Origin of the sequence: Alcanivorax sp. MD8A, from assembly GCF_002888555.1 — a bacterium.
GTDB lineage: Bacteria > Pseudomonadota > Gammaproteobacteria > Pseudomonadales > Alcanivoracaceae > Alcanivorax.
This window is the reverse complement of record NZ_AQOQ01000001.1, coordinates 182,490-207,082: the sequence shown is the minus strand read 5'-3', so window position 1 is coordinate 207,082 and position 24,593 is coordinate 182,490. Positions and strand designations below refer to the sequence as shown.

The window sequence follows — 24,593 nt, the reverse complement described above, 5'->3', positions numbered from 1 at the left end:
TCCCCGTTACGGGTTATTCCACCGTTTCTTTCGGGGTGACGCTGTCTTCATCCAGCCGACCGCCAAAACGACCAACCAGCTGTTGCACCACTGGATCCTGGTGCAGGGTTTGGGTGGCCTCGACAAGCAGTTCCTGCCGTCTGGCCTCGGCCATGGCCTCCGGGGTATCCCCGGCTTGCTGCTCATATTCTACCTGTACCTGGATGCGACGCTGAAAGTAGTTACCCAGTGCCGCAGACAGTTCATCCAGCCGTTCCCGGTTCACCAACACCTGGTGCCCGGTGCTGATTCGCAAGGTCCAGTGAGGATCATCCCGACTGACGAGCACAGCATTACGGGCAATGTGACGCACCGTGCCATCGAGATCGAGGCGTTGCAGTAACGACGCCCACCAGGGGGCCACGTCGCTTGGCGACGACGGCTCCGGCAACGGCGCCAGAGGCTCCGCCTCGGGTTCTGGCTCGGAAGTGGCCGAGGGGTCAGACGCTGTGGGGTTGGGCTTCGGCATCTCTGCGGGTGCAGGTGCGTCATCCTCCCAGGGTGGCGGTTCGTCCTCCCAGGGCGGCACCTCTTGCTCCGCGGTGGAAACGGCATTCCCCGGTGACGGCTGACTCGCTGAGGCAGAGTCTGCAGGGGTAGCAGGAATCGCTTCTGGCGATGGCGTCACCGCGGGTTCCGGCACGGGCGGCGCGGCCTGAGCCTCTGCCGGTGTTGTCACTGTCGCTGAGGCGGGCGCATCCAGCAAGGCACGCAGGTCCGGACGCCCGTCAGCCGTGGCTGACGCTACCGCCGCTTCAGGCTTTTTTGCCGGAGTGCCGCCCCCCTGGGCAGGCAGCACACCTTTGGGGGTGAACAGCACCATGCGCAGCAACAGCATTTCCAGTGCCGCACGGGTATCCGGTGCATCCTGCAAGTCACGCCGGCCACGCAAGGCAACGTCGTAATAAAGTTGTACCTGTTCTGCGGTGAGCGCCGCGGCCAATTGCGATACGGCCTCATCATGGTTGCCCGGCACCGCCTGGCACACGGCGATCTGATGGAGCTGGGTGATCAACTCATCCAGCAATGCCAGCTCACCGGGGCTGTGCTCACACACTGATGCCAGTGCAGCCAGCACCCCTGCAGGCTCCTGCTCGGCCAGCGCGACCAGCAAGGTGAGTACATGATTGCGATCCACCGTGCCCAGCATGGCGTTGACCGCCTCACTGCTGAGCTGTTCGCTGCCAAACGCAATGGCCTGGTCCGTCAAGCTCAGGGCATCACGCATGGAGCCTTGAGCCGCCTTGCCCAATGACAACAAGGCCGGTTCGTCGTAGCGAATCATTTCCTTGTCGAGCAGCGCCTTCAAATGGCCTGCGATCTGCTCTGCAGGCAGCGCCTTGAGGCTGAACTGCAAACAGCGGGACAACACGGTAACCGGCAGCTTCTGCGGATCCGTGGTGGCCAGCAGGAATTTCACATGGGGAGGCGGCTCTTCCAGGGTCTTGAGCAGCGCATTGAACGAATGCGCTGACAGCATGTGCACCTCATCGATCAGGTACACCTTGTATCGGCCACGGGTCGGTGCGTATTGCACGTTATCCAGCAGCTCGCGGGTGTCTTCTACCTTGGTGCGGCTGGCCGCATCCACTTCAATCAAATCGACAAAGCGGCCGTCAGTAATTTCCTGACAGGTCGGGCACACACCGCAGGGCCGGGCACTGACGCCCTGCTCACAGTTCAGGCAGCGCGACAGAATACGGGCAATGGTGGTCTTGCCCACCCCGCGGGTCCCCGTGAAAAGGTAGGCGTGGTGCAAACGGTCCTGATCCAGTGCATGCATCAGTGCCCGCGAGACATGCTCCTGCCCCACCAGTTCATCGAAGGTACGGGGGCGGTATTTCCGGGCAAGGACCTGATAACTCATAGCACTCCAGCAGCTTTCGCAGCCACCACGACAAAGGAATTGAAATTCAGTCGCTTATGCTAACGAAGTTCCCGAAGCGAGGACAGTGCGAGCAACGGTTTTGGGAAGCGTGTTTGGGGAGTGTATTTGCGAGAAGCGGTGAAGCGGGATTAGGAGGTCTTCCCGCCAGCCACACCCCGGCACACGAGTCCACTGCTACCGTTGCTCCCTTCCGGGCCTGGCGGGGTTTACAGCTTGTCGTTGCGGGGGGACCGACGGGTCGACCATAACGCGCGCGCAGCGTGACAGCCGCACAGCGAGCGCGCATTGTGGCCAAAGCCTTGTGGCTTTGCAAGGGCGTCTCGGCAAAACACCGGTTCCTGCCGTCCATCTGAACAAAGCTTGATCAGACTGGCGGCAAAATGGTGCCCGGGTCTACACTGGAAACGGATGGTAGACGGAGCCTGAACGATGAATACAAACAGGACATTTCGTATTGCTATCAATGGCTTTGGACGCATTGGCCGCTGCATTGTCCGCGCCCTGCAGGATCACCCGGCCGGCCACCGCTTTGAGCTGGTGGCCATCAATGACCTGGCCGACTTTACCGTGCTGGCGCACCTGCTGGCCTTCGACAGCACCCACGGGCGCTGGGCTCACTCGGTTCACTATGACGGCAGTCATCTGGAAATTGACGGCCACCGCATCCCCTGTTTCTCTCGTGCGGAACTCTCCACCCTGCCGTGGGCCAGCCTGAAACCGGATCTGGTGATTGAAGCCGCGGGCAAGTTCAAGCATCGCGCCGAGCTCCAGCACCACCTGGACGCTGGCGCACCACGGGTGCTGGCCAGTTATCCTGTGGACGATGCCGATGCCATGGTGGTCTACGGGGTCAATCATGAGCAGCTGACGGCAAGCCAGCAGATTGTCTCCAATGCGTCCTGTACCACGAATTGTCTGGCGCCATTGGTCGAGGTACTGGACCGGGCCTTTACCGTACGCCAAGGCCTGATGACCACCGTACACAGCTACACCAATGACCAGAATCTGGTGGACAAGGCCCATGGCGACCTGCTGCGCGCCCGCGCCGCCGCAGTCAACATGATTCCTACCAGCACCGGGGCCGCCCGCGCGGTGGGCAAGGTATTGCCGCATCTGGCCGGCAAGCTGGACGGGCTGGCGGTCAGGGTCCCCACATTGAACGTGTCGCTGGTGGACCTGACCGTTACCCTCGAGAAACCCGCCACGATCGACGCCGTGCACGAAGCCCTGAGCAATGCCGCCCACGGCCCGTTACAGGGTGTGCTGGCGATCAATCACCTGCCGCTGGTGTCCGGGGATTTCAATCACCAGCCCTATTCCTGCATCGTGGACATCAATCACACCCAGCAGATTGGCCAGCAGTTCAAACTGCTTGCCTGGTATGACAACGAATGGGGATTCAGTCAGCGCATGCTGGATGTGGCAGCCACCTGGCTGGAAACGGCATAAAGGCGCCCAGGCTTCTCCCACAGGAGGAGGACAGTGGAGGCCCCGAACTGCGGGCGTCAACCGCAGAGAGAACCTCCCACAAACCGTTCCTGTGTTTCCAGACGAAACACACTCAATCGAACGGGCTGAAATGCTCCTCACGGCCGGCTTCTTCGGCTTCGTGGCGGTGGTTTTTCATCACCTTTTCCACCCTGCCCGCCTGTTGGTCGTCATCGGCATCCACCATCATCAGGTAGTCTCCCTGCTCCACCCGATCCAGATAAGGCGTCAGATGGTGATTCTGGGAAGACACCCCACGCAACCCTCCCAACCAGGCACCAAAACAGGTACCAAACAGGGTGGCGCCAATGATGGCCCCGCTTTCCAGTTGCATGCCCCAGGGGTCTGCCCCGGCGATCAGGAATCCGGCCAGCAAACCGACGCCCATACCGATCAGCGCGCCCATAAACCCGGAATGCATTATGTCGGTTTCTTCCCAGGTGGTCGTGCCATGCACGTGGGCCTGGGCAATGGCCATGGTATCGGTGCCCATGACATGCATGCGATTTTCGCCGATACCGACTTGTTGAAGATCACGGGTGATCCCCTGAACGGACGTCAGGGACTTGGTGAAGTAATAAAGACGTTTCATTGCATGCCTCTCCCTGTGGCTGACAATGTTCGGACCGCACGGCCTTCCTGGCCGTCCCACAAGGTGGACTGCGGTACATACCCTGGCACCCCAATCCAGCAGTTGTTCAGCGACTCCTTGCAGAAAACCACTGAAATGGCGGATCGGCGCCTGAGCTACCCTTCCGACGCTAACAAAAAGGGGCCTTACCGGCCCCTTTACTGTGTCACAAAATCCGCGTCACAGACTGTTAGCGATCAATTACTTTTTGTAGGCGATGGCGCGCCATCCACCTGAATCACCCGGGGCTTTTTCTCCTCGGGAATAATACGGTTGAGAGTGACCGTCAGCAGCCCATCTTCAAGGCCTGCGCCATCCACTTCCACATGGTCGGCCAGCTTGAAAGTGCGCTCGAAGGCGCGGCGGGCAATGCCACGGTGCAGCCAGGTCCGTTCGCTGTCATCCTGGCTGGCCAAGTTACCGCGAATCTTCAGCTCGTTTTCCTTTACCGTGATTTCGATATCACTGCGGGCAAACCCCGCCACCGCCATCACAATGCGGTAACGCCCATCACTTTCGCGGATGATGTCGTAGGGAGGAAAACCGTTGGACTGATCCGCACGCAGCGCGGCATCCAGCAGCTCATCAAAACGGTCGAAGCCCACCGAATGGCGAAACAAAGGGGCAAGAGAAAATCCGGTATTCATACACACTATCCTCATTCCATCGTCAGCAGCAGACCCCGCAGGCATCCACTGATTCACGGTTTAACGTACAGGTTTGTGTGTGACAGACATGCACTCTCAGAGCAGAGCACAGTGTCAGACCGGTCTGTTGTCACAATTCAGAAAATGGGGATAGCCAACCGGCTTTCAAGAGGCATCCGTCGAACTTTTGTCGCGCGACGGACAGACGGTCAGTGAGCAGGACTGAGCTGTGTGGACGCTCGCTGTGTCGGCAGCGAGAAGCCCTGTGGCGCACCAGCAGGCTGAGTACGGGCAATGACGGTGACGGTGCGTTTGCTGCCGTCAAATGCCACCGGCACCCGCACGCATAACAACTCTCCGGCCACCACGTTCCAGCCCGGGCTACTGCCGGTTTGCCAACGCTCACTGTCGCCGGAACATTCCCGGTCCATGAGCAGCCCACTGACCGCCTCGCTATCACTGGTAAAGTGCACCTGCCCACTCACCGAGGCATGGTAGCGGAAGGTCAGCACCGCCTTGCCACCCACGGGCACGGACTGGGAGGCCGCGCCCTGCCACTGCGGCAAGGTCACCAGCCCTATCGCCAACGGGCCGGAATGCTGGTCCGGGGTCGCCGTCAGCGACCACTCAAGCTGTTTCCCCTGTTGTTGTGCAGGCGTGCGATTCAACACCGGCAGCGCCGGCAAGCGCTCTTCGTCCGCCAGGCTCAAGGACAATCGCAAGGACTGACCGCGACTCTCCGCCTCCGACAAACGCAGGCTGAACTGTCCCTGTCTGTCCGTAGAAACGGCCTGCGGGCGCACACCGGCCCCGGTCAATCGCAGCTGCCGGTCAACGACCGGTTGTTCGCCATCGTCAAACCGGGCATTGAAGGCCTGGGCAGGATCCGCCGCGCCGTTATCTAGAAACAGTCTGCCGGAAATCCAGTGTCCGGCCGGACGACAACGGAAACCGGCCTGAGCGCCTGACAATGGAAAGGCGGGAAAACCTTCCCGGCCATCCGCGGACAAGCTCTGCCCTTCACCGCCGTTGCCGCCACCCGCGGCTCCGCCCCCCCCGGACACATCCGCTTTCAGCGACAACGACACGTCAGAGGGCATATCCAGCCACAGGGTGCCGCCGCTGCCACCACCGCCTCCGGCCTTGCCCGCTGCACTGCCGGGATTCCCCCGCAAGGTCAGAGCGCCAGGGCCGGTCACCGCCGCCGCCCGAATCAGTATCAGGCCGCCACCGCTACCGCCATCGCCACCCGTGCCCGCTGAACGGGCTGCGGCGCCACCGCCACTGCCCAACCAGGGGCCTGGTGGAGCCTTGTGACCGCCCAGGCCGCCCCCTGACTGGGGCTGGCCCGCCTGACCGGGTTGACCGTTCCCCCCCCCGCCACCACTGGCGAGCAACCGATGGGACACATCCATGGCGTTACCGCCGCCACCTGCGGTGGCTGGCGCGCCTCGCGCCATGCCTCCCTCCGGGTAGCCAGGCTGTTGCGGATCGATCATGACCGGGGTCCCGGCGATCCCTTCCCCCTTGCTGCCATGGTGACCATAGCCCAGCGCCTGATCCTCCGGGTTAGGCGCGCTGTAGCGCCAATCGTCCGGATTCCCCAACGCACCCTGCAACGACACCGCCGGCGCCCCTCGCAAACCTGCCCCGTCCACATTCAGGGCATGGCCTGCCAGGGCCAGGCCGCGACGCACATCCAGTGCCAGCACACCGCCGGTAAAACCATCCCACGGCAACGCCCGTACATCCTGATCCAGGGTGAGGGAATCAAATTGGGGCACCCGCACAAGCTGCCAGCGGGCACGCCCATGATCCGGACCGGCGGGCTGGTTGTGATAGGCATGCAGTAATCCACCGCCTGCCCCGGCGCCCTTTACCTGCACCCGCCCCCCGTCAACCCTGTCGATACGCAGCCATTCCGCCTTCAGCGTGTGGGAGGCCAGCACGCCATAGCGACGGTCATTACGGGTACTGATGGTCGCCCCTTGCACCTGCATCAACAAGGCAAGATCGCCGGGAAGCAGCGGATGGGAACCACGGGCGCGAGTCAACACCAGCTCACGGCTTCCCGCCGCCAGTGAGGCGTCATCACTTCCCGTGAAATAACTGTTGAGGATGGGGTCGGAAATCGCCTGACCGTCTCGACCCGGTTCACCACAGAGCTGGGCATGGACAGGCGCAGCCCCCAGCAGGAAAGCCAGGATCAGCGCGGTGGATCGAGCCAGTCGGCAGTAGTGTTGTTGCAGCGAAACCATCCGGCAATACTGTATCGTTCCCGGGTAGCTGCCAAGACTTCGTGGGGAATTTTCTCGCTCAGGAAGGCCACCAGCGTCCCGGCACGGGGCTCTACCTCCGTGGCCACCACGGTGTCATCAGGGCTCGCCCAGATACGCAAGCGTCCGCCCCACTCGCTCTGCCAGCCTTCGTTGAGGTAAAGCACCACGGACAGCAAGCGCCCGTTGTTGCCATTGAACGCATCCATATGGCGCTGGTAATAATCGCCAGGCCCATAGATGGCAAAGTGGGATTCCAGTTCGAACAGGCCCATGAACAGGGCGCGATTGACCTGCAGACGCAGCTGCTCCATGGCTTCCAGCCACTGGCACTGCGCCAGGGTATTGCCTTTCAGCCAACAGGTACGGTCGCTGCGAATCCGGGTGTCTTGCTGGTGCTCCTGGCGACGGCCGATGCCGGCCAACCGGAACTCGCCCAGTCCGTCCCGTTCCATGGCTTCGTTACGCAGGGCCTGCACCACCGGTAAGGAGAAATAACCCGGCATGACGGCATAACCGTCAGCCAGCAGACGACCTATCAGGCCATCGAGCTGATCTCCACCCATGCCACCCAACAGGTCCTCATTGTCGCGCACACCGTGCTCCTAGTGCAGCGCCTCGCCCGGGGCGCTTTCGCTATCGATCTCATCCGGCCAGATCAGCCAGTGAAATTGCTGACATTCATCCATCAGTTGCAGGGTGGCATCCACCGTGGCCTGCACAAAGTAAATGAACTGATCAAAGGTAATCCCCCGGCGCCCCAGCAGCAGATCGCAGGCAACCAGCCGAGGCAGGGAATCGTCGTTGACATCAAGGAACAGCTTGATGGACGGGAAGGCCATGTTCAAACGACTCAGCTCAGCCTGCACCGCAAACAGAGCTGCCGGGCGCACTTCCAGTTCGGTGGTCAGCAACACGCCATCGTCTTCCACAAACAGCCGTGCATCCACGACACCTTCACGCCCCTGCAATTCCGACAGGTGCAGGCCATGGCAGTGCTCACAGATGTAATGCTGAATATTCGCCTGTTGCAGCCATTGCTTGATCTGGTCTGCATCCGCGTGGATGACGCCTAACATGTTTTCTCCTCACCCCGGCAAACCCGACAATGGCCGCGAATCATCAGCCATTGCGCCACAAAAAGAAATAGAAACCCGGCAATTTTGGTCATTGGGTCGGCAAATACCCATGGGTATCATCCTTTCCTCCAGTCATCGGGAGCCGAATAATGACAAATCCTCATGTGGCCTTTCAGTCCAGCGAGACTCTCCACACCAAAACCGACGCTTTTATCCGCGATATGCAGGGTGGTGCCAGCAAGCCGCAACCCAAGGAAATCGAGGAAATCATGGCCATCTTCATTGATGAGGCACTGCAGGCATTCATGCTGCGCGCCTCGGAAGCCGCCAATCTGTCTTCCGGCATGCTCAAGGTGGTCAACATGACCTGTTCCACCATCAGCAAAGCGACCTCGCTGGTGGTCGGCCGTAGCGCTCGCAAGATGGACCTGAAACAGAATCAGGACTCTGCCAGCTACATGGACCAGGTGCGCCAACCTGGAGAAGACGGAAAGGCCTGGTACGTGGCATTTCCGGTTAACGAAGGGCTCGCCATGAAGGGCGCCAACCTGCCCAACCTGTGTGAAAACGGGGATTTCGAAGAAGCCCGCCGGGAACTGGAAGAATACCTGCTGGAAGTCACCGACGAATCCATTCACTGGTACTTCGAAAAGCCCATGGCGCTGCTGAAATTCGGTCCGGTGCTGCGCAAGATTGCCAGCGTGGGGGTAGAAACCACGCGCAAGGCCTCGCGCAGCCTGATTCACAATTTGATCCCCAAACTGACCGAAGAGCAGCTCACCGCCTCTTGTCGCTATCAGGCCAGCATGCTGATGGATTTCCCCTCTCGGCATTGATGACAGCAGCGCGACACCGGTTTCGTTTCAAGACCACTTGGCCAACATAGTGCATGCCTTTTAATAACAAATACTTACACTGGCGCGCTCTTGTTGGCTAACTTCACCAAGTTTTTACAAAACTACTTATTCAACGGATTGCGCTGCAATAACACGGCTCTCTACTATCAATCTGGTATCACAACAATTAAAGAGATTGCCGAGGAGTCAGCCGTGTCATTGCGCCATGCCATACTTGTATTGCTACAAGATCAGGAAGCCAGCGGTTACGACCTCGCTCGCGAATTTGCCAACAGTATCGGGCTGGTATGGAACGCCACCCACCAACAGATTTACCTGGAGCTGGGTAAACTGAATGAGAAGGACATGGTGAAGTTTCGCCATATTCCCCAGGATGGCAAACCGGACAAGAAAATGTACCGGATCACGGAAGAAGGTCGAGACGAGTTAATCAGGTGGCTGCGAAAACCGGCCGCCCCGCCCCGTATCCGGGATGCCTTCATGGTCAAGATCGCCGGGGGAGCGCTCAGCGACCCCTCCTCCATCCTGCGGGAACTGGAGGATCAGGCCGACCTTCGTCGTGAACGGCTAACCACCTTCGAGGATCTGGCGCGCAAGCTGGATGACCGCAACGGTGACAAGGACATGTACACCTACCTGACCCTGCGCCGCGGCATTCTTGACCAGCAGGCGTGGCTCAACTGGGCCGAGGAAGTCCGGTCTGAACTGCGACGACGTGAAGACCTGACCACCTCGGTATGATGGCCGCCCCGGCGGGCGGGACGCTGGCAACCCAGCTGACCTGGCTGGTTCAGGCCCCGCCACTGCTGCCCCCAGCCCCCTGGGAGGATGCCGGGCTCTGGCTGCACAGGGAATGGCAACGAGATCCCGCGTTGCCCTCCCGGGCTGCAGAGTCGCTCCGCGGCCAGCAACAACCCGGCCGCATCGGTCTGCAGTTTGAGAACCAGGTCGCCGCCCTGGTTGAGCACAGCGCCGGTTTGGCACTCGTGGCGCGCAACTTTCCCATCCGCGATGAACACCGCACCCTCGGTGAGCTGGACATGTTGGTCCGCGATCTTGATAGCGGAAAACTGTGGCACTGGGAGCTGGCCCTGAAATTCTATCTGGGTACGCCAGACCACTGGTACGGCCCCAACAGCCGTGACACCCTGGCCCGGAAGTTTACCCATCTGCACGAGCAGCAACTGCCCCGCAGCCAGAGCACCCAGGCCCGTCGCACCCTGGCCGCAGAAGGCTGGAAGGTAGACGGACGTGCGCTGCTGACCCGGGGCCGTTTGTTCTACCGTAACAGCCACCCTGAACAACCGGAACGTCATCCCCGTCATGAGCGTGGCTGGTGGCTTCCCGCCCGGGGGCTGCCTAGCCAGCAGTGGCAACGGGTGCCACGGGCATGCTGGGCCTGCCCGTCCATGTCGGACAAAAGTACTAACACCATTGATACCGCCACGCTCATTGACTATGTTGAGGAGCATTCTCGCCCGGTCATGGTGCTGTCTGATTTGCGCCCGGAGCCGGGCTTTATTGTTCCTGTCACTTGGCCCAACACATGAATTTCCAGCCACAGCCACCCACTCTGGTCGATGATCAGGGCCAGGTCGCCTTGGGCGTTTTTCCGCATACCGTTGCCCATATCAACGGCAGGGAAGCGGACTATCGCACCCCCATGGGCAAACCGGCCTCGCGTTTCGCCCGGCATTTTCATTACAAGCAGTTCCAGTATTTCGGCATCATCAGCAACGAGCTGCTGGCCGGTTGCGCCTTTGCCCATACCGCCTATCTGGGAATGGCCTTCTTCTATATTTTCGAACCGAAAACCGGCGAATTGAAGGAATACACTTGGCGCTCGCCCCTGGGACGCGATCTGAGCATGTCCACCTCACCCCGGGTGGGCGAAAGTCATTTCAAACAAAAAGGGGTGGATATCCGACTCGGCTACCAGGACAACCAGGGTTCACTGACCAAAACCCTGAGCATCGCTCTCGATGGCCTGTCACTGGAAGCTGTGCTCAGTGAGGGTAACCAGTATCAACCCATGTCCCTGTGCACCCGAACCGGCGTCAATGGCTGGGTGTATGCCAACAAGGTTGCCGGTCGCACCGTAACCGGCAACCTCACTCGCAACGGCCACCGTCAGGATCTGTCTGAACTGGGAGCCTGCGGTCACCATGACTTTTCCGCCGGTTACATGCGCAGGGAAACCTTCTGGAACTGGGCCTGCCTGTCCAGCAAGGTCGGTGACACCCGTATTGGCCTGAACCTGTCTTGCGGTGTCAATGAGACGACCTTTTCCGAAAACTGCCTGTGGGTAGATGACGTCATGGTACCTACCGCTGGCGTGATATTTGATTACCAACGCGATGACCTGATGCAACCCTGGCAAATTCGCAGCCTGTGTGGTCAGGTCAATCTGCGCTTTACCCCCAGCGGCAACCACAAAGAGCGCCTCGATCTTGGCCTCTTTGCCAGTAATTTTAATCAGCTGTTTGGCCGTTTCGATGGTGAATTGACACTCAAGGACGGTCGCTCTATTCCCATCCAGGCACACTACGGTTTTGTCGAGGAGCAGTACGCAAAATGGTAGATAAAAAAGAGAATGCGGCGCCGGAAGTGGCACCGAAGAAAGTGAATGTAAAGCTGCGCCGCGGTTTTTTCTGGATCGTTCAGTACTGGCGCGAACTGTTTAACTTTCGCTTTGATAAATACATGATCATCCAGGTGTTGCCGGGGGTGTATGGTATCGCCCTGTTCGGTATCGGCCTCGGCCTGTTATACCTTTGTGTGGAAGCCTTCATGGCATCTACCTGGCGTGGTCTTTTCTATTTTTTCGTGGCAGCGCCGATCACCTTCCTGGTACTGGCTTCCGTGCTGCGAGCTCTGCTTGAGTTCTACATGGTGGTGTTCAAGATTTCCGAACACGTGGATGAACTGGTAGGCCTGCGCGATACCGTGGATCGACTGTCCGGCATTGGCGACACGGTAGATGAAATGGTCTCTGTCACCCGCCGCATTCCTTTCTGGCGAGTACTCTCAGGCCGCTCCGGCCCTGCTGCGCGCAAACCGGTAAAACCGGAAGAGCGCAAAAAAGACAAACCGGAATAATCGCGCCCTGCACCGCCCCGTCGAGAGGCCATGTTCGCAGGACATCCTTGTCCTGTGAACAGGATAACTGACCGTCAGCTGTCAGTGGCTGACCGCCTCAAGTGCGGTGAGCAATAATCGCTGGTAAACATGTTCACGGACCCCCTCCGGCGTTTTCATGTCCATCCGCTCCAACTCGCGCTCAAATTCAGCCTCACTGCCTTCGTTGAACAGCGCGTCGCGTCCCAGCTCCAAATATTCCTTGTGGCTGACTTTTTCCTTGAGCCATGTCAGCGCCTTGAGCAAGCGCTGCTCTGTATCGGTAAAGTCACTCCCCAACGGGAACAAGGGGAAACTCTGCTCACCGTTGTCTGCTGCAATCTCATGCAGGTGTTCGGGGTTGTTACGGCGATAGGGCTCGGGTATCTGATAGTCCTTGCGCAATTTGCCCGCGGCCTGGGCCTGCTCCATCAGTTCAATCTGGAAGCGACTGTCAGCCACATTGAGCATGGCCATGATCACTTCCTCATCGGTCTTGCCACGCAGATCCGCCACCCCATATTCGGTCACGACGATATCACGCAGGTGACGGGGAATGGTGTTATGGCCATAGGAGAACACCACATTACTCATGGCCTCACCGCCCCGCTCTCGCCAGGCGCGTACCATGATCACAGAACGCGCACCCTCCAGTTCATGAGCCTGACTGACAAAGTTGTACTGCCCGCCAACCCCGCTGAGCACACGGCCATCATCAATCTGATCCGCCACCGCGGCGCCCAGCAAGGTCACCGTAAAGGCGGTATTCACAAAGCGCGCATCCTGGCGCTGCAGACGTTTGAGCGTCTCATCACCGTACAGATGATTGACATAACTGATGCGGGTCATGTTGATGGCCGCCCGTTCCGCGTCATCCAACCCGCGCAGCCGGTCGTAAAATGCCTTTGGCCCGAGGAAGAAGCCTCCATGCATGACCATGCCCCCTTTGAGCCGGTCGCCAAACACGGCTTTCAGCGCCTCGCGAGTGGCACGATCATCCAGATCATTGGCCACCGCAACCTCATTGGGCAGCAACAGTTGCTCGCCCTTCTTGGTCACGCCCTCACGGAAAATCCCGAAGCGTTTCAACAACCGTAACTGGGCGCGATCCAGACGACGACTGATCGCAGACTGCTCACGCAGCGCATCCAGCAGGGCCAAGCCGGGTTCGGCCGGGTTATGCATTTCCAGCTGTTGCAGGGGGGCCCAGTCATACACCGGCCGGCGAATAATCTTGTCGTCTACCAGCTGCAACAGACCGTGGGTCACCATTTCACTACAACCGTACAGGCCTTCCTGAAAGCGTGCGGTACCCCCCTCCTGATCAATCAGAGCCTGATGCTCCCCGGGAATCTGCCAGGCTTTCAAGGGAGACAGGTAACGTTGGTTATCCTGTTCGCGCAGACGAAGATGGTGCACCAGGGCATCACCCAATGCACCGATGCCAATCTGTAACGTGCCACCATCCTTGACCAGCGTGGACGCATGCAGTCCAACAAAATGATCCTGAATATTCACCGGCATGTTCGGGGTGCTGAACAGGCAGCGATGGCCATCAGGGTCATCCACCAGCAAGTCCATTTCCGGCAGCCAGTCACCCACCATGGCATCGTTTTCCATAAACGGCAGATCACGATGCAACTGGCCCACCGCCACGATCGTCTCTCCGGCCTCCCGGCGCGCCTTGAGCAAAGGCAGCAAATCCAGCGTCACCTCAGGGTTGCAGGAAAAGCTGTACTGGTCCTCACCGTCCACCACGCGGTGCGCCAGCATTTGCGCCACCACATTGATCTTGCGGGCATTGAGGTCTCGGGCCACGTGGGTGTAGTTACTGCTGATGTAATGCTGCTGCGCCACATCGCTGCCCAGCATGCTGCCGGGCTGCACAAAGAATTCGAACACCCGGATATTGGCGGGCAACGCCCCCTTCTTCTGGGGTTTCAGGTAGGCAAGGGGCTCGTAATCCGCAAAGATCCGCTCGGCGAAAGGGTCGAGAAACCGTTTTTCCAGATCACTGCCCGCACCAGGCTTGCCCAGTGACAGCGCCGTGAAAATATCCAGCGACAGAGCAGGATCGTGTTCAACACGCTGATAAAGGGCATTCAAAAAACGGTTGGGCTTGCCCAGTCCCAAGGGCATGGCCAGGCGAATCTCCCCGCCGGACTTCTCAATGACGTAATCGACCGCCTTCTCAACGCTATCCATTCGCTCTGTCACGGCTGCTCCTTATGTTGTCGCGGTGTATTGGGGTTCCGGCTGAGGACACAATTCAGTGGGCGCCGGTACGGGACACAAACGTCACCAGCACCACCCCAACGATGATAAACGCCATCCCGATCATCGCTGGCAAATCAGGTTGCTGTTTCAGAAACACCGCCCCGACCAGCGCAATCAACACAATACCAACCCCCGCCCAGACGGCATAGGCGATTCCCATGGGAACGGTGCGCAGCGTTAGCGACAACGCATAGAAAGCAATCCCGTAGCCCAGCACAGTGATCACCGAAGGCCACAGGCGGGTAAAACCCTGCGACGCATTCAGCGCCGTGGTCGCCACGACTTCGGCAAGAATCGCAATGGAGAGGAAGAGATAACCCATGGAGAGAGCGTCCTGTGTCAACCCAGCTGTTGCAGCAATGCCTGCCAGTGTGCCACCTGTTCATGAACAAAGTCAGGATTATCGTGACGCACAATCACCACCAGCCGGGTGGTGGTATCCCCGTCCGGCCACGCGTTCATCGGTGATAACGCCGGCTCCCCTTGTCCGGTCCACTGCACCAGCAAGGGCCCATCAAGGCCTTCTACCTTGAGCAGCCCTTTGAGACGGACCAGAGATTCACCACACTGGTTCCCAAGTTGTTGCAACGCCGCCTGCCAGTGGGGCCAGGACAAGCGCCCCTCCCAACGCAATGAGGCACTGTGGAGTTGATGTCGAGACACCGACACTGACGACAACTGCGGCTGCAGGCTAACGCCGGTGGACAACGTCAGGGGCCCCGTGATCCGGCAACGGCGCGGGAAAACCTGATCGAGCAAGGACGTCGGTCCGGGTGACAACAGAACGCTTGCGTCAGGGTTCAGAAGGGCAAGCTGCGCTTTCAACTCGGCCAGAGAGTCGGGTGTGCACAGATCGGACTTGCTGATGAGCAGTTGATCCGCCCCTTGCACCTGCTCCAGACACTCAGGATGACGCTCCAGTGCCGCGACACCGGCCTGGGCATCCACCAGCGTGATCACCGACTGGCAGACAAACCGTTTTCGCAGCCACGGATCCTGTTGCAAGGGAGCGACCACGCCAGAAGGTTCTGCCGCACCAGTGGTTTCCAGCACCAGCTTGTTGAACGGCGGGATCTCGCCATTTTTGCGCGCCATGAACAGATTGCGCAGGGTGGAGGAAAGCGAGCCCTGCACCACACAACAAACACAGCCACCGGCCAGCAGTGTCACGGGGACGCCCTGAGCCTCAGTCAGATGCTGATCAATGCCGATATCGCCCAGCTCATTGATCACCACGGCAAGGTCTTGCCGTTGCGATAGCCAGTGGTTCAGCTGGGTCGTCTTGCCACTCCCCAGAAAGCCGCTCAGGACAATCACCGGCAGGCGATCATCCTGAATGTCAGGAGAATGCGTTACCTGAGACATTACGCCAGAGACCAGGGCAGCTCCTGACCGGCATAAAACGGCACCATGGCTTCCCCGGCGGCATCAATTACCTCCGGCACCAACCAGGGCTTGCGCACCAGGGTGACGGTATCGGTGTGACGCGGCAGCCGATAAAAATCTGCCCCGAAATGGCTGGCAAACCCTTCCAGCTTGTCCAGCGCATTGTGCTGTTCCAGGAAAGAGGCATACAGCGGCAACGCCGCGCGAGCGGAATAGCAACCGGCGCAACCACAGGCCGCTTCTTTTTTGTTACGGGCATGGGGAGCGGAATCGGTGCCCAGGAAAAAGCGCTCATGGCCTTCCAGTACGGCTTTCTGGATGGTTTCCTGATGCTGACGACGCTTGAGAATCGGCAGGCAATAGTTATGCGGACGCACGCCACCGACCAGCAGGTCGTTGCGGTTCATCAGCAGGTGCTGCGGCGTCACCGTGGCGGCCGTCAACGCACTGGCCTCACGCACAAAATTCACGCCCTCAGCAGTCGTGACATGCTCAAAGACAATCCGCAGGCCCGGGAATTGCTGGCGAATCTCGTTGAGGTAGCGGTCGATAAACACCTTTTCGCGGTCAAAGATATCGATCTCTGCATCCGTCACTTCGCCATGAACCAGCAGCGGCACATCGTGCTTTTCCATGGCCTCGTATAGATGCATGATCTTGCCCGGATCAGTGACCCCGCTGTCGGAATTGGTTGTTGCCCCGGCGGGATACAGCTTGAAGGCATGCACAAAATCACTTTGTGCTGCGCGCGCGACTTCCTCCACCGGCGTGCTGTCGGTGAGATACAAGACCATCAACGGCTCAAAGGTTACCCCGGCCGGGACCTGCGCCATGATGCGTTCACGGTACTCGGCCGCCTGGGCCACCGTGTTCACCGGCGGCGTCAGGTTCGGCATGACAATGGCGCGACCGAAGACATTGGCCGTGGCCGGCACCGTTTCCGCCAGCAATTCACCGTCACGAAAATGCAGATGCCAGTCGTCCGGGCGGGCAATGGTCAGGGTATCGGTCATGGGGTCACCTTAAGCCGTAAAAATTCGGGGACGTAGTGTAGCGCATGTTGGCGCACAGGCGCAGGGATCAGCTGCCGGGCGACCACTGAGGGAAAAGCCATCGCCCCAAACGAAAAACGCCCCGCGATGCGGGGCGTTTTGGAATATGGCGGAGAGGGCGGGATTCGAACCCGCGATACGGTAACCCGTATGGTTCCTTAGCAGGGAACTGGTTTCAGCCACTCACCCACCTCTCCGGAATGCGGAACTGCATGTTGTCAGGAAATTGGTCGCTCTTGGTTGGCGCTGTTTCCCGACACGCCGCGCATCATAACGATTTTACGGAGAAAATACAGCCCAAAAATCAGGCAGACTCACCGTCTGTTGATTTTTCGTGCTGAATCCGCTGATAGATTTCTTCTCGATGCACCGCAACTTCTTTCGGAGCGTTAACACCGATGCGGACCTGGTTGCCTTTGACGCCCAGAACAGTCACGGTGACTTCGTCACCGACCATCAGGGTCTCTCCAACTCGACGCGTAAGAATAAGCATAATGATCCCTCCTGGGGTCCTTGGTTTCCGTGAGCGCAATCCGTACCCGAAGTTACCGGGCTGCCGTCCATGACGACTCCTTGGTGCGAGGACCATTCGCCCACCGCAGGCACGGGGGCGTAAGTATGCATGAATCAGATTCTCAAGTCTTGCCGCAGGACGGGGCGGAACCTACCGGTCGTCGCCCCATCCTTCCGAACAGTATGTCCGTTATGCGACAGGCTGGTCCAGCTCGAACGCGGAATGGAGGGCACGAACGGCCAGCTCCAGATACTTCTCGGCGATGACCACAGACACCTTGATTTCCGAGGTAGAGATCATCTCGATGTTAACGCCTTCTTTGGCCAGGGCTTCGAACATCTTGGAAGCAACGCCCGCGTGGGAACGCATGCCCACACCCACCAGAGAGACCTTGGCAATCTTGTCATCGCCAATGATTTCCGGCTGACCCAGTTCTTCAGACGCATTGCGCAGGGCTTCCTGAGCACGACCGAAATCGTTGCGGTGAACGGTAAAGGTGAAGTCGGCAGCACCGTCCTTGCCCACGTTCTGCACGATCATGTCCACTTCAATATTGGCTGCACTTACCGGGCCGAGGATCTTGTAGGCAATGCCCGGGGTATCCGGGGCGCCACGCACGATGATCTTGGCTTCATCACGGGTAAAGGCAATTCCGGAGATTACCGGCTTTTCCATATCAACCTCGTCGTCGACGGTAATTAGGGTTCCAGGACCATCCTGGAAGCTGGAGAGAACACGCAGCGGCACATTGTATTTGCCGGCGAATTCCACAGAACGGATCTGCAGGACCTTGGAGCCCTGACTGGCCATTTCCAGCATTTCTTCAAAGGTAATCGTGTCCAGCCGGCGAGCATTGTCCACCACGCGAGGGTCGGTGGTGTATACGCCATCCACGTCAGTGTAGATCTGGCATTCATCCGCCTTCAGCGCGGCCGCCAGAGCAACGGCAGTGGTGTCAGAACCGCCACGACCCAGGGTGGTAATGTTGCCGTCCGCGTCCACGCCCTGAAAACCGGCCACCACGACCACACGGCCAGCATTGAGATCGGCGCGCATTTTCTTGTCGTCGATTTCTTCGATACGGGCTTTGGAGTAGGAATTGTCCGTACGCAGGGGAATCTGGGAGCCGGTGTAGGAACGGGCATCCAGACCCAGTTTCTGCAAGGCCATGGACAACAGGGAGATCGTCACCTGCTCACCGGTAGAGACCAGCACGTCCATTTCCCGCGGAGAAGGGCTTTCGCTGATGCCTTTGGCCAGCTCGATCAGTCGGTTGGTTTCGCCGCTCATGGCAGAGACCACCACCACAACCTGATCACCCCGTTTATGGAAGCCGGCTACCTTGTCGGCAACGGCTTGTATGCGTTCGACCGTACCTACCGAGGTACCGCCGTATTTCTGCACGATAAGAGCCATATAGTCGCTTTGTCTGCAAAAAAGAGCGCGTTACTTTAGCAGAAACGCGCCCGGATTTCATGTTGGGGTGGCGGGAGAGCCTGCCAGAGAGCCTGTAAGTACCGTAACCGACGGGGCTGACCGCCCCGTCACGACACCGCAGAATCAGCCGGCCACCCAGTCCTTCACACTCTCCAGTGCTGCGGGCAGGGCCGCAGGGTTGTTGCCACCGCCCTGCGCCATATCCGGACGACCGCCGCCACGACCATCGACCTGCTCGGCCACATGCTTGAGCAAATCTCCCGCCTTGAAACGATCGGTCAGGTCTTTGGTAACACCGGCCACCAGGGCCACCTTGTCACCCTCTACTGCCGCCAGCAGAATCACCGCCGAACCGAGCTTGTCTTTCAGCTTGTCCATGGTGACCCGCAGGGTCTTGCCATCGGCACCGTCCACCTGGGTGGCCAGCACCTTCACGCCATTGATGTCCTGCACGCTGTCGGTAAGGTCGCTACCCGCCCCACTGGCCAGCTTTTGCTTCAGGCGTTCAATTTCCTTTTCCAGCTCACGCACTTTTTGCGCCTGGTTGCGGACCCGCTCTGCGGCATTATCCGGCGTGCTTTTTACCGTGGCGGCAATGTCACTGAGGGCCTGCTCCTGCTTGCGCATGGCGGCAAGCGCATTTTCACCGGTGACCGCTTCGATACGACGCACCCCGGCAGCTGCCGAGGCTTCCAGAGTAATGCGGAACAACCCGATGTCGCCGGTGCGGCTCACGTGCGTTCCACCACACAGTTCCTTCGAGAAGCCATCGCTGCCCATGGTGAGGACACGCACCTGATCGTCGTACTTCTCACCAAACAGCGCCATGGCGCCGGCGTCACGGGCGGCGTCAATATCCATCAACTCAGTGGACACCGCAGTGTTGGCCAGAATCTGGCGATTGACGATGGTTTCGATCTGCTCACGCTGGGCGTCGCTAACCGCTTCGCCGTGAGAGAAATCGAAACGCAGATAGTCTTCGGCGACCAGCGAGCCCTTCTGCTGTACATGCTCGCCCAGCACGTCACGCAGCGCAGCATGCATCAGGTGAGTTGCAGAGTGATTGCGCATGATGGCCTTGCGACGCTCCACATCGACGTAGGCCGATACCTTGTCGCCCACGTTGAGGGAACCACTTTCCATGCTGCCCAAATGCACATGCGCCGCCTGACGCTTTTTGGTGTCGGCCACAGCAAAACGGCTGTCGCCCTTCACCAGAAAACCGGTATCGCCGACCTGGCCACCGGACTCGGCATAGAACGGCGTGCTGGCCAGTACTACCATGCCCTCTTCGCCCGCTGCCAGGCTGTCCACCGCTTCACCATCGCGGTAGAGACCGACGATTTCATCGTCATCGGCCAGTTTTTCGTAACCGGAGAAGCCGGTTTCCGCCTCGATATTCAGACGATCGCTGTAATCGTTGGCAAAGCTGCCGGCACCACGGGCGCGCTCACGCTGGGCTTCCATCGCTTTCTCGAAGCCGGCCATATCCACTTCCAGGTCCCGTTCCCGCGCCACGTCGGCGGTGAGATCCGGCGGGAAACCGTGGGTGTCGTACAGGTTGAACAGCACCTCGCCGGACAGGGTCTTGCCCTGCAGCTCGGCAATGGCCGCTTCCAGTACCTTCATGCCTGCGGCCAGCGTGCGACCAAACTGCTCTTCCTCTGCCAGCAGGGCCTTTTCGATACGGGCCTGCTCCCGTGCCAGTTCCGGGTACGCCTCACCCATCTGCTCGACGAGGGCTGTTACCAGGGTAGAGAAAAACGGCTTGTCCTGACCCAGCTTATGGCCATGACGCAGCGCGCGGCGAATGATCCGCCGCAGCACATAGCCGCGGCCTTCATTGGACGGGATCACCCCGTCGCAAATCAGGAAGCTGGAGGAGCGGATGTGATCGGCGATCACGCGCAGGGACTTCTCTTCCAAATCATTGCAGCCGGTGGCCTTGGCCGCGGCCTGCAGCAACGCCTGGAACATGTCGATTTCGTAGTTGGAATGGACGCCCTGCAGCACTGCGGCAATACGCTCAAGCCCCATGCCGGTATCGACACTGGGCTTGGGCAGCGGTTTCAGTTCGCCGTCTTCCTGACGGTCGTACTGCATGAACACCAGGTTCCAGATCTCGATGTAGCGGTCCAGGTCATCGTTTTCCGAGCCAGGTGGGCCGCCGGGGACATCTGCCCCGTGATCGTAGAAGATTTCCGAACAGGGACCACAGGGACCGGTGTCCCCCATCTGCCAGAAATTATCTTCATCAAGACGGGAGAACCGTTCGGCACTCACGCCCATTTCTTTCAGCCAGATATCCGCGGCTTCATCATCAGAAATATGCACCGTGACCCACAGCCGCTCTTCCGGCAGGCCCAGGGTGCCCGTCAGGAATTCCCAGGCGAACTTGATGGCTTCGCGCTTGAAGTAGTCACCGAAGCTGAAGTTACCCAGCATTTCAAAGAAGGTGTGGTGACGGGCGGTATAACCCACATTTTCCAGATCGTTGTGCTTGCCACCGGCGCGAACACAGCGTTGTGAGCTGGTGGCACGGGTGTAATCGCGGCTTTCACGGCCCAGGAACACGTCCTTGAACTGGTTCATGCCTGCATTGGTGAACAGCAGGGTCGGGTCGTTATGAGGCACCAGAGAGGAAGACGGCACCTTGGTGTGTCCCTGGCTGGCGAAGTAATCCAGAAAGGCCTGGCGTAGTTCAGCACTCTTCATAGGAAAAACGGTATCTTGGCTGGCTATCGGAAAGCGCCGAGTATAGCGCCCATGGGGCGCAGTTGCGATGGGAATAGAAGACAGGGGGAGTTCAACGTCCAACGTTGAAAGTTCAAACGCGGGTGAGGTCGAGGGAGGTTGCGAAGCCTTGCCCGCGGCCCCGGGATATCGGCGCGGGCACGACCGATCCGGGCCAGACATAACCGGCCCGCGCTTTTCAGCTTTGAACTTTAAACTTTCAACTCAGCCCTTGATCGCGGCGGCCAGACAGACAGTCAGCACCATCACCAACAACAGGCGCTTGAGCACCACCGGGGATACCCGATGGGCAAATCCCACGCCCAGCCGAACCCCCACCAGCGTCCCGGCAGCCACCACCAGGCCAGGCAACCAGGCTACCTGATCCCGCCACATGAAGATGCCCAGCGCCAACACCGTGAAGCTACCGGTTATCGCCAGTTTCAGGGCATTACCCCGTAGCAGGTCATAGCGCATCTGGCCGACCAACACCGCGATCAGCACAAAACCCACCCCCGCCTGCACAAATCCCCCGTACACCCCGGCGAAGAACAGGCCGAGCCAGGCAGGCAGGGATTCCCCTGGCACCTGCGGCACCTCATCAGGACCGGGGGTCATCTGGTTGGGTTTCAGGACCATCAACAACGCCACCACCACCAGGGTACCCAGCAATACTGGCTTGAGGATGGTTTCGGGCAGGTAAGCTGCTGCCAGGGCGCCGACCAGGGTTCCCAGCAGACACGGGACCAGGATCGCAGGTAACGGCTTGAACGGCATGGTGCCACGCTTGTTGAACTGGCGGACCGCCTCAATGCTTTGGATCAGCACACCGACCCGCATGGTGCCGTTGGCCAGCGCCGCCCCCATACCACTGAGCATCAGCAGCGGCAGAATCAGCAACCCGCCCCCGCCCGCCAGCGTGTTGATAAACCCCGCCAACACACCGGCCCCCAACAAGGCAGCCACCAACCAAGGGTCAGAAAGGTATTCCATGGACATTCTCACGCAAGCCGAAAAGCCGCAGGATACGCCGCGAACCAAATTCAGGCCACTGCCCCACAGAACCACAACGCAGCCTGGGCCACAGGACTACACTCCTGCGTGGGCGCACCCGCTTCTGTGGGAGGCCCTGAGTGTTGGCAGCACTGGACAGCAAGTGATTCGCCACCCTGCATACGCCCATAGACGACAGGCAATAGCGTGGGAGCGGTCGTCCGACCGCGATGGCCTCGCCCGATCCTTCATTCGCGGTGGAACCACCACTCCCAAAGTGTAGCTGGCCTAGAGCGGGAAATTGCACCCCGTGGGAGCTTGCCTGCAAGCGATTTGCCCTGACCAACCGCATCATCGCTTTCAGACATGCCCCTAACACTCCCTGGCGGACAAGGGGCCACGCCGGGGGGCACACAGAGCCCAACGTGGCAAGGCTCTCTTTGCTTCATCGTGGATTAACGGGAGTTTGGGATCGCGCCGCCACCGAGCGCAGCGAAGGAACGCCCGCAGGGCGGCCCCGAAGGGGTGAGCAGAGCGAATAACCGACGCTACGGCAAGGGAGGGGATTAAATCAGGCCTTTCCCGGAAATCCGCGATGAGCCTCTATTTTCAGGGCCTGACTACGCCATCTCCTCGTCGCCCGGTACCAACGCGGCAAAGCTTTGTTCGGCGTCAAAGCCGCGCCCTTGCAGGAAACGCAATTGTCTGGCTTTTTCTTTCTGGTCCTGGGGATATTGCCGAAAGCGGCGGGTGCGCACTTCCCGGGCCAGGGCAAACCAGTCCACCTCGGTATCCTGCAAAGCGGACTCGATCAGCTCGCTGGCAACCCCGCGTTGCTGCAACTCCTGACGGATACGCAACACCCCCTGGCCCCGGTCGATGCGCGAGCGCACAAAAAAACCGGCAAAGCGCCGGTCATCGATGAAGCCATGTTCTTCACACCACTCGATCACCGCCGCCAAGGCCGGATGATCGCCCACCTTGCTGCGCAGCTTGGTTTCCAGCTCGCGGCGGGCGTGATCCCGACGCGCCAGCAGGCTCACCGCCCGCTGGCGCAACTCGGATTCCGTGAGCGGTTTATTCATCGCCCAGTTCAGCTTCCTCTTCCGCTTCTACCGGTGCGTCACCCGGTACGGCCAGCAGCCGTGCACGGATTTCTTTCTCGATTTCCTGGGCAATGGCCGGGTTTTCACGCAAGTAGTCACAGGCGTTCTGCTTGCCCTGGCCAATCTTGTCGCCCTTGTAGGCATACCAGGCACCGGATTTGTCCACCAGACCCTGCTGCACACCCAGATCCAGAACCTCGCCGAGCTGGTTAATGCCCTGCCCATAGAGAATCTGGAATTCGGCCTGACGGAACGGCGGCGACACCTTGTTCTTCACCACCTTCACCCGGGTTTCGTTACCGGTGACTTCGTCGCCCTGTTTCACTGCACCGATACGACGGATATCCAGACGTACAGAGGAATAGAACTTGAGCGCATTACCGCCGGTGGTGGTTTCCGGGTTGCCAAACATCACACCGATCTTCATGCGGATCTGGTTGATGAACACCACCAGACAGTTGGCATTTTTCACGTTACCGGTAATTTTCCGCAGCGCCTGGCTCATCAAACGAGCCTGCAGGCCCACGTGGGCATCGCCCATTTCACCTTCGATTTCTGCCTTCGGCACCAACGCCGCCACGGAGTCAACAATGATCACATCTACCGCACCGGAACGTACCAGCATGTCGGTGATTTCCAGCGCCTGTTCACCGGTATCCGGCTGAGAGACGATCAGGTCGTCCACGTTCACGCCCAGCTTCTCGGCGTAGTCCGGGTCCAGCGCGTGCTCTGCATCCACGAAGGCACAGGTCGCGCCTTTTTTCTGGGCTTCGGCGATCACGCTCAGGGTCAGGGTGGTTTTACCGGAGGATTCCGGACCGTAGATTTCCACGATACGGCCTTTCGGCAAACCGCCAATGCCCAGGGCGATGTCCAGGCCCAGGGAGCCGGTGGAAATGGCCGGAATCCGCTCACGCTTCTGGTCGCCCATACGCATGACAGAACCTTTACCGAACTGGCGTTCGATCTGGGACAGTGCGGCGGACAACGCCTTGGATTTATCGCTCATTGTGACCCCTCTCCTGTGTCGGCGTGACAGTCATTGCATCGCCGGTATCTGTGTCGTCGAAACT

The 24,593-nt window shown here is 59.5% G+C and carries 22 protein-coding genes, 1 tRNA gene and 1 other RNA gene; 6 read left to right on the top strand and 18 right to left on the bottom strand.

Features of this window, described 5'->3' with window-relative positions; genetic code table 11:
• Positions 1 to 13: 13 nt before the first annotated feature.
• Together dnaX and ffs are read right to left on the bottom strand one after the other, a co-directional pair.
• Positions 14 to 1,906 carry a DNA polymerase III subunit gamma/tau gene (gene dnaX, locus A15D_RS00870; RefSeq protein ID WP_102790392.1) on the bottom strand — a complete coding sequence of 631 codons (1,893 nt, stop codon included), beginning with the start codon at positions 1,904 to 1,906 and terminating at the stop codon, positions 14 to 16.
• A 160-nt stretch (positions 1,907 to 2,066) separates the two neighbouring features.
• An RNA gene (ffs, locus tag A15D_RS00865) (signal recognition particle sRNA small type) lies at positions 2,067 to 2,163 on the bottom strand.
• 193 nt (positions 2,164 to 2,356) lie between these two features.
• Between ffs and gap the strand changes: the two genes are divergently transcribed.
• Positions 2,357 to 3,376, top strand: a complete 1,020-nt coding sequence (gene gap / locus A15D_RS00860) for a type I glyceraldehyde-3-phosphate dehydrogenase (RefSeq protein ID WP_102790391.1) — start codon at positions 2,357 to 2,359, stop codon at positions 3,374 to 3,376.
• 112 nt (positions 3,377 to 3,488) lie between these two features.
• Here gap and A15D_RS00855 read toward each other — a convergent pair whose 3' ends face one another.
• From A15D_RS00855 to A15D_RS00835, 5 genes are all read right to left on the bottom strand, one after another.
• Positions 3,489 to 4,007: a hypothetical protein gene (locus tag A15D_RS00855; RefSeq protein ID WP_022983862.1), complete on the bottom strand. Its 519-nt coding sequence runs from the start codon at positions 4,005 to 4,007 to the stop codon at positions 3,489 to 3,491.
• Between the two features lie 236 nt (positions 4,008 to 4,243).
• Positions 4,244 to 4,693, bottom strand: a complete 450-nt coding sequence (locus A15D_RS00850; protein WP_022983863.1) for an Hsp20 family protein — start codon at positions 4,691 to 4,693, stop codon at positions 4,244 to 4,246.
• A 209-nt stretch (positions 4,694 to 4,902) separates the two neighbouring features.
• Positions 4,903 to 6,951, bottom strand: coding sequence for a hypothetical protein (locus tag A15D_RS00845; protein ID WP_102790390.1), 2,049 nt, complete (start codon positions 6,949 to 6,951; stop codon positions 4,903 to 4,905).
• Positions 6,900 to 7,565: a 2OG-Fe(II) oxygenase gene (locus tag A15D_RS00840; RefSeq protein WP_102790389.1), complete on the bottom strand. Its 666-nt coding sequence runs from the start codon at positions 7,563 to 7,565 to the stop codon at positions 6,900 to 6,902. The genes A15D_RS00845 and A15D_RS00840 overlap by 52 nt, the downstream gene beginning before the upstream one ends.
• Positions 7,566 to 7,574: 9 nt before the next feature.
• On the bottom strand, positions 7,575 to 8,048 hold the full coding sequence (locus A15D_RS00835) for a YbjN domain-containing protein (RefSeq protein ID WP_102790388.1): 474 nt from the start codon (positions 8,046 to 8,048) through the stop codon (positions 7,575 to 7,577).
• 149 nt (positions 8,049 to 8,197) lie between these two features.
• On the opposite strand from A15D_RS00835, the gene A15D_RS00830 reads away from it, so the two are divergent.
• The 5 genes from A15D_RS00830 (at position 8,198) to A15D_RS00810 (ending at position 12,004) form a co-directional block, all read left to right on the top strand.
• Positions 8,198 to 8,884: a hypothetical protein gene (locus A15D_RS00830; RefSeq protein ID WP_102790387.1), complete on the top strand. Its 687-nt coding sequence runs from the start codon at positions 8,198 to 8,200 to the stop codon at positions 8,882 to 8,884.
• 213 nt (positions 8,885 to 9,097) lie between these two features.
• Positions 9,098 to 9,646: a PadR family transcriptional regulator gene (locus A15D_RS00825; RefSeq protein WP_102790386.1), complete on the top strand. Its 549-nt coding sequence runs from the start codon at positions 9,098 to 9,100 to the stop codon at positions 9,644 to 9,646.
• Entirely contained in the window at positions 9,643 to 10,455 is an 813-nt protein-coding gene (locus A15D_RS00820; RefSeq protein WP_102790385.1) for a DUF1853 family protein, read from the top strand. Before A15D_RS00825 ends, A15D_RS00820 begins: the two co-directional genes overlap by 4 nt.
• Positions 10,452 to 11,486 (top strand): DUF2804 domain-containing protein, encoded by a 1,035-nt coding sequence (locus A15D_RS00815; protein ID WP_102790384.1) that lies wholly within the window; start codon positions 10,452 to 10,454, stop codon positions 11,484 to 11,486. The genes A15D_RS00820 and A15D_RS00815 overlap by 4 nt, the downstream gene beginning before the upstream one ends.
• The gene (locus A15D_RS00810; RefSeq protein ID WP_022983871.1) at positions 11,480 to 12,004 is read left to right on the top strand and encodes a DUF4282 domain-containing protein; all 525 of its coding nucleotides are present in this window, start codon (positions 11,480 to 11,482) and stop codon (positions 12,002 to 12,004) included. Before A15D_RS00815 ends, A15D_RS00810 begins: the two co-directional genes overlap by 7 nt.
• 81 nt (positions 12,005 to 12,085) lie before the next feature.
• Here the strand turns inward: A15D_RS00810 and A15D_RS00805 are convergent, their stop codons facing one another.
• From A15D_RS00805 to recA, 11 genes are all read right to left on the bottom strand, one after another.
• Positions 12,086 to 14,239 carry an acetyl-CoA hydrolase/transferase C-terminal domain-containing protein gene (locus tag A15D_RS00805; protein WP_102790383.1) on the bottom strand — a complete coding sequence of 718 codons (2,154 nt, stop codon included), beginning with the start codon at positions 14,237 to 14,239 and terminating at the stop codon, positions 12,086 to 12,088.
• 52 nt (positions 14,240 to 14,291) lie between these two features.
• Positions 14,292 to 14,621, bottom strand: a complete 330-nt coding sequence (locus tag A15D_RS00800) for a multidrug efflux SMR transporter (protein WP_102790382.1) — start codon at positions 14,619 to 14,621, stop codon at positions 14,292 to 14,294.
• A 17-nt stretch (positions 14,622 to 14,638) separates the two neighbouring features.
• Positions 14,639 to 15,664, bottom strand: a complete 1,026-nt coding sequence (locus A15D_RS00795; RefSeq protein ID WP_102790381.1) for a GTP-binding protein — start codon at positions 15,662 to 15,664, stop codon at positions 14,639 to 14,641.
• Positions 15,664 to 16,698 (bottom strand): dihydroorotase, encoded by a 1,035-nt coding sequence (pyrC, locus tag A15D_RS00790; RefSeq protein WP_102790380.1) that lies wholly within the window; start codon positions 16,696 to 16,698, stop codon positions 15,664 to 15,666. Before pyrC ends, A15D_RS00795 begins: the two co-directional genes overlap by 1 nt.
• A gap of 146 nt (positions 16,699 to 16,844) precedes the next feature.
• Positions 16,845 to 16,934 (bottom strand) — tRNA-Ser (locus A15D_RS00785).
• A 107-nt stretch (positions 16,935 to 17,041) separates the two neighbouring features.
• Complete coding sequence (gene csrA / locus A15D_RS00780) at positions 17,042 to 17,230, bottom strand: carbon storage regulator CsrA (RefSeq protein ID WP_022983876.1); 189 nt, start codon at positions 17,228 to 17,230, stop codon at positions 17,042 to 17,044.
• 210 nt (positions 17,231 to 17,440) lie between these two features.
• On the bottom strand, positions 17,441 to 18,667 hold the full coding sequence (locus A15D_RS00775) for an aspartate kinase (protein WP_102790379.1): 1,227 nt from the start codon (positions 18,665 to 18,667) through the stop codon (positions 17,441 to 17,443).
• A 144-nt stretch (positions 18,668 to 18,811) separates the two neighbouring features.
• Positions 18,812 to 21,403, bottom strand: coding sequence for an alanine--tRNA ligase (gene alaS, locus A15D_RS00770; protein WP_102790378.1), 2,592 nt, complete (start codon positions 21,401 to 21,403; stop codon positions 18,812 to 18,814).
• 243 nt (positions 21,404 to 21,646) lie between these two features.
• Positions 21,647 to 22,414: a sulfite exporter TauE/SafE family protein gene (locus A15D_RS00765; RefSeq protein WP_102790377.1), complete on the bottom strand. Its 768-nt coding sequence runs from the start codon at positions 22,412 to 22,414 to the stop codon at positions 21,647 to 21,649.
• A gap of 620 nt (positions 22,415 to 23,034) precedes the next feature.
• The gene (locus tag A15D_RS00760; protein WP_102790376.1) at positions 23,035 to 23,499 is read right to left on the bottom strand and encodes a regulatory protein RecX; all 465 of its coding nucleotides are present in this window, start codon (positions 23,497 to 23,499) and stop codon (positions 23,035 to 23,037) included.
• Positions 23,492 to 24,529: a recombinase RecA gene (gene recA, locus A15D_RS00755; protein ID WP_102790375.1), complete on the bottom strand. Its 1,038-nt coding sequence runs from the start codon at positions 24,527 to 24,529 to the stop codon at positions 23,492 to 23,494. Before recA ends, A15D_RS00760 begins: the two co-directional genes overlap by 8 nt.
• Positions 24,530 to 24,593: the final 64 nt, after the last annotated feature.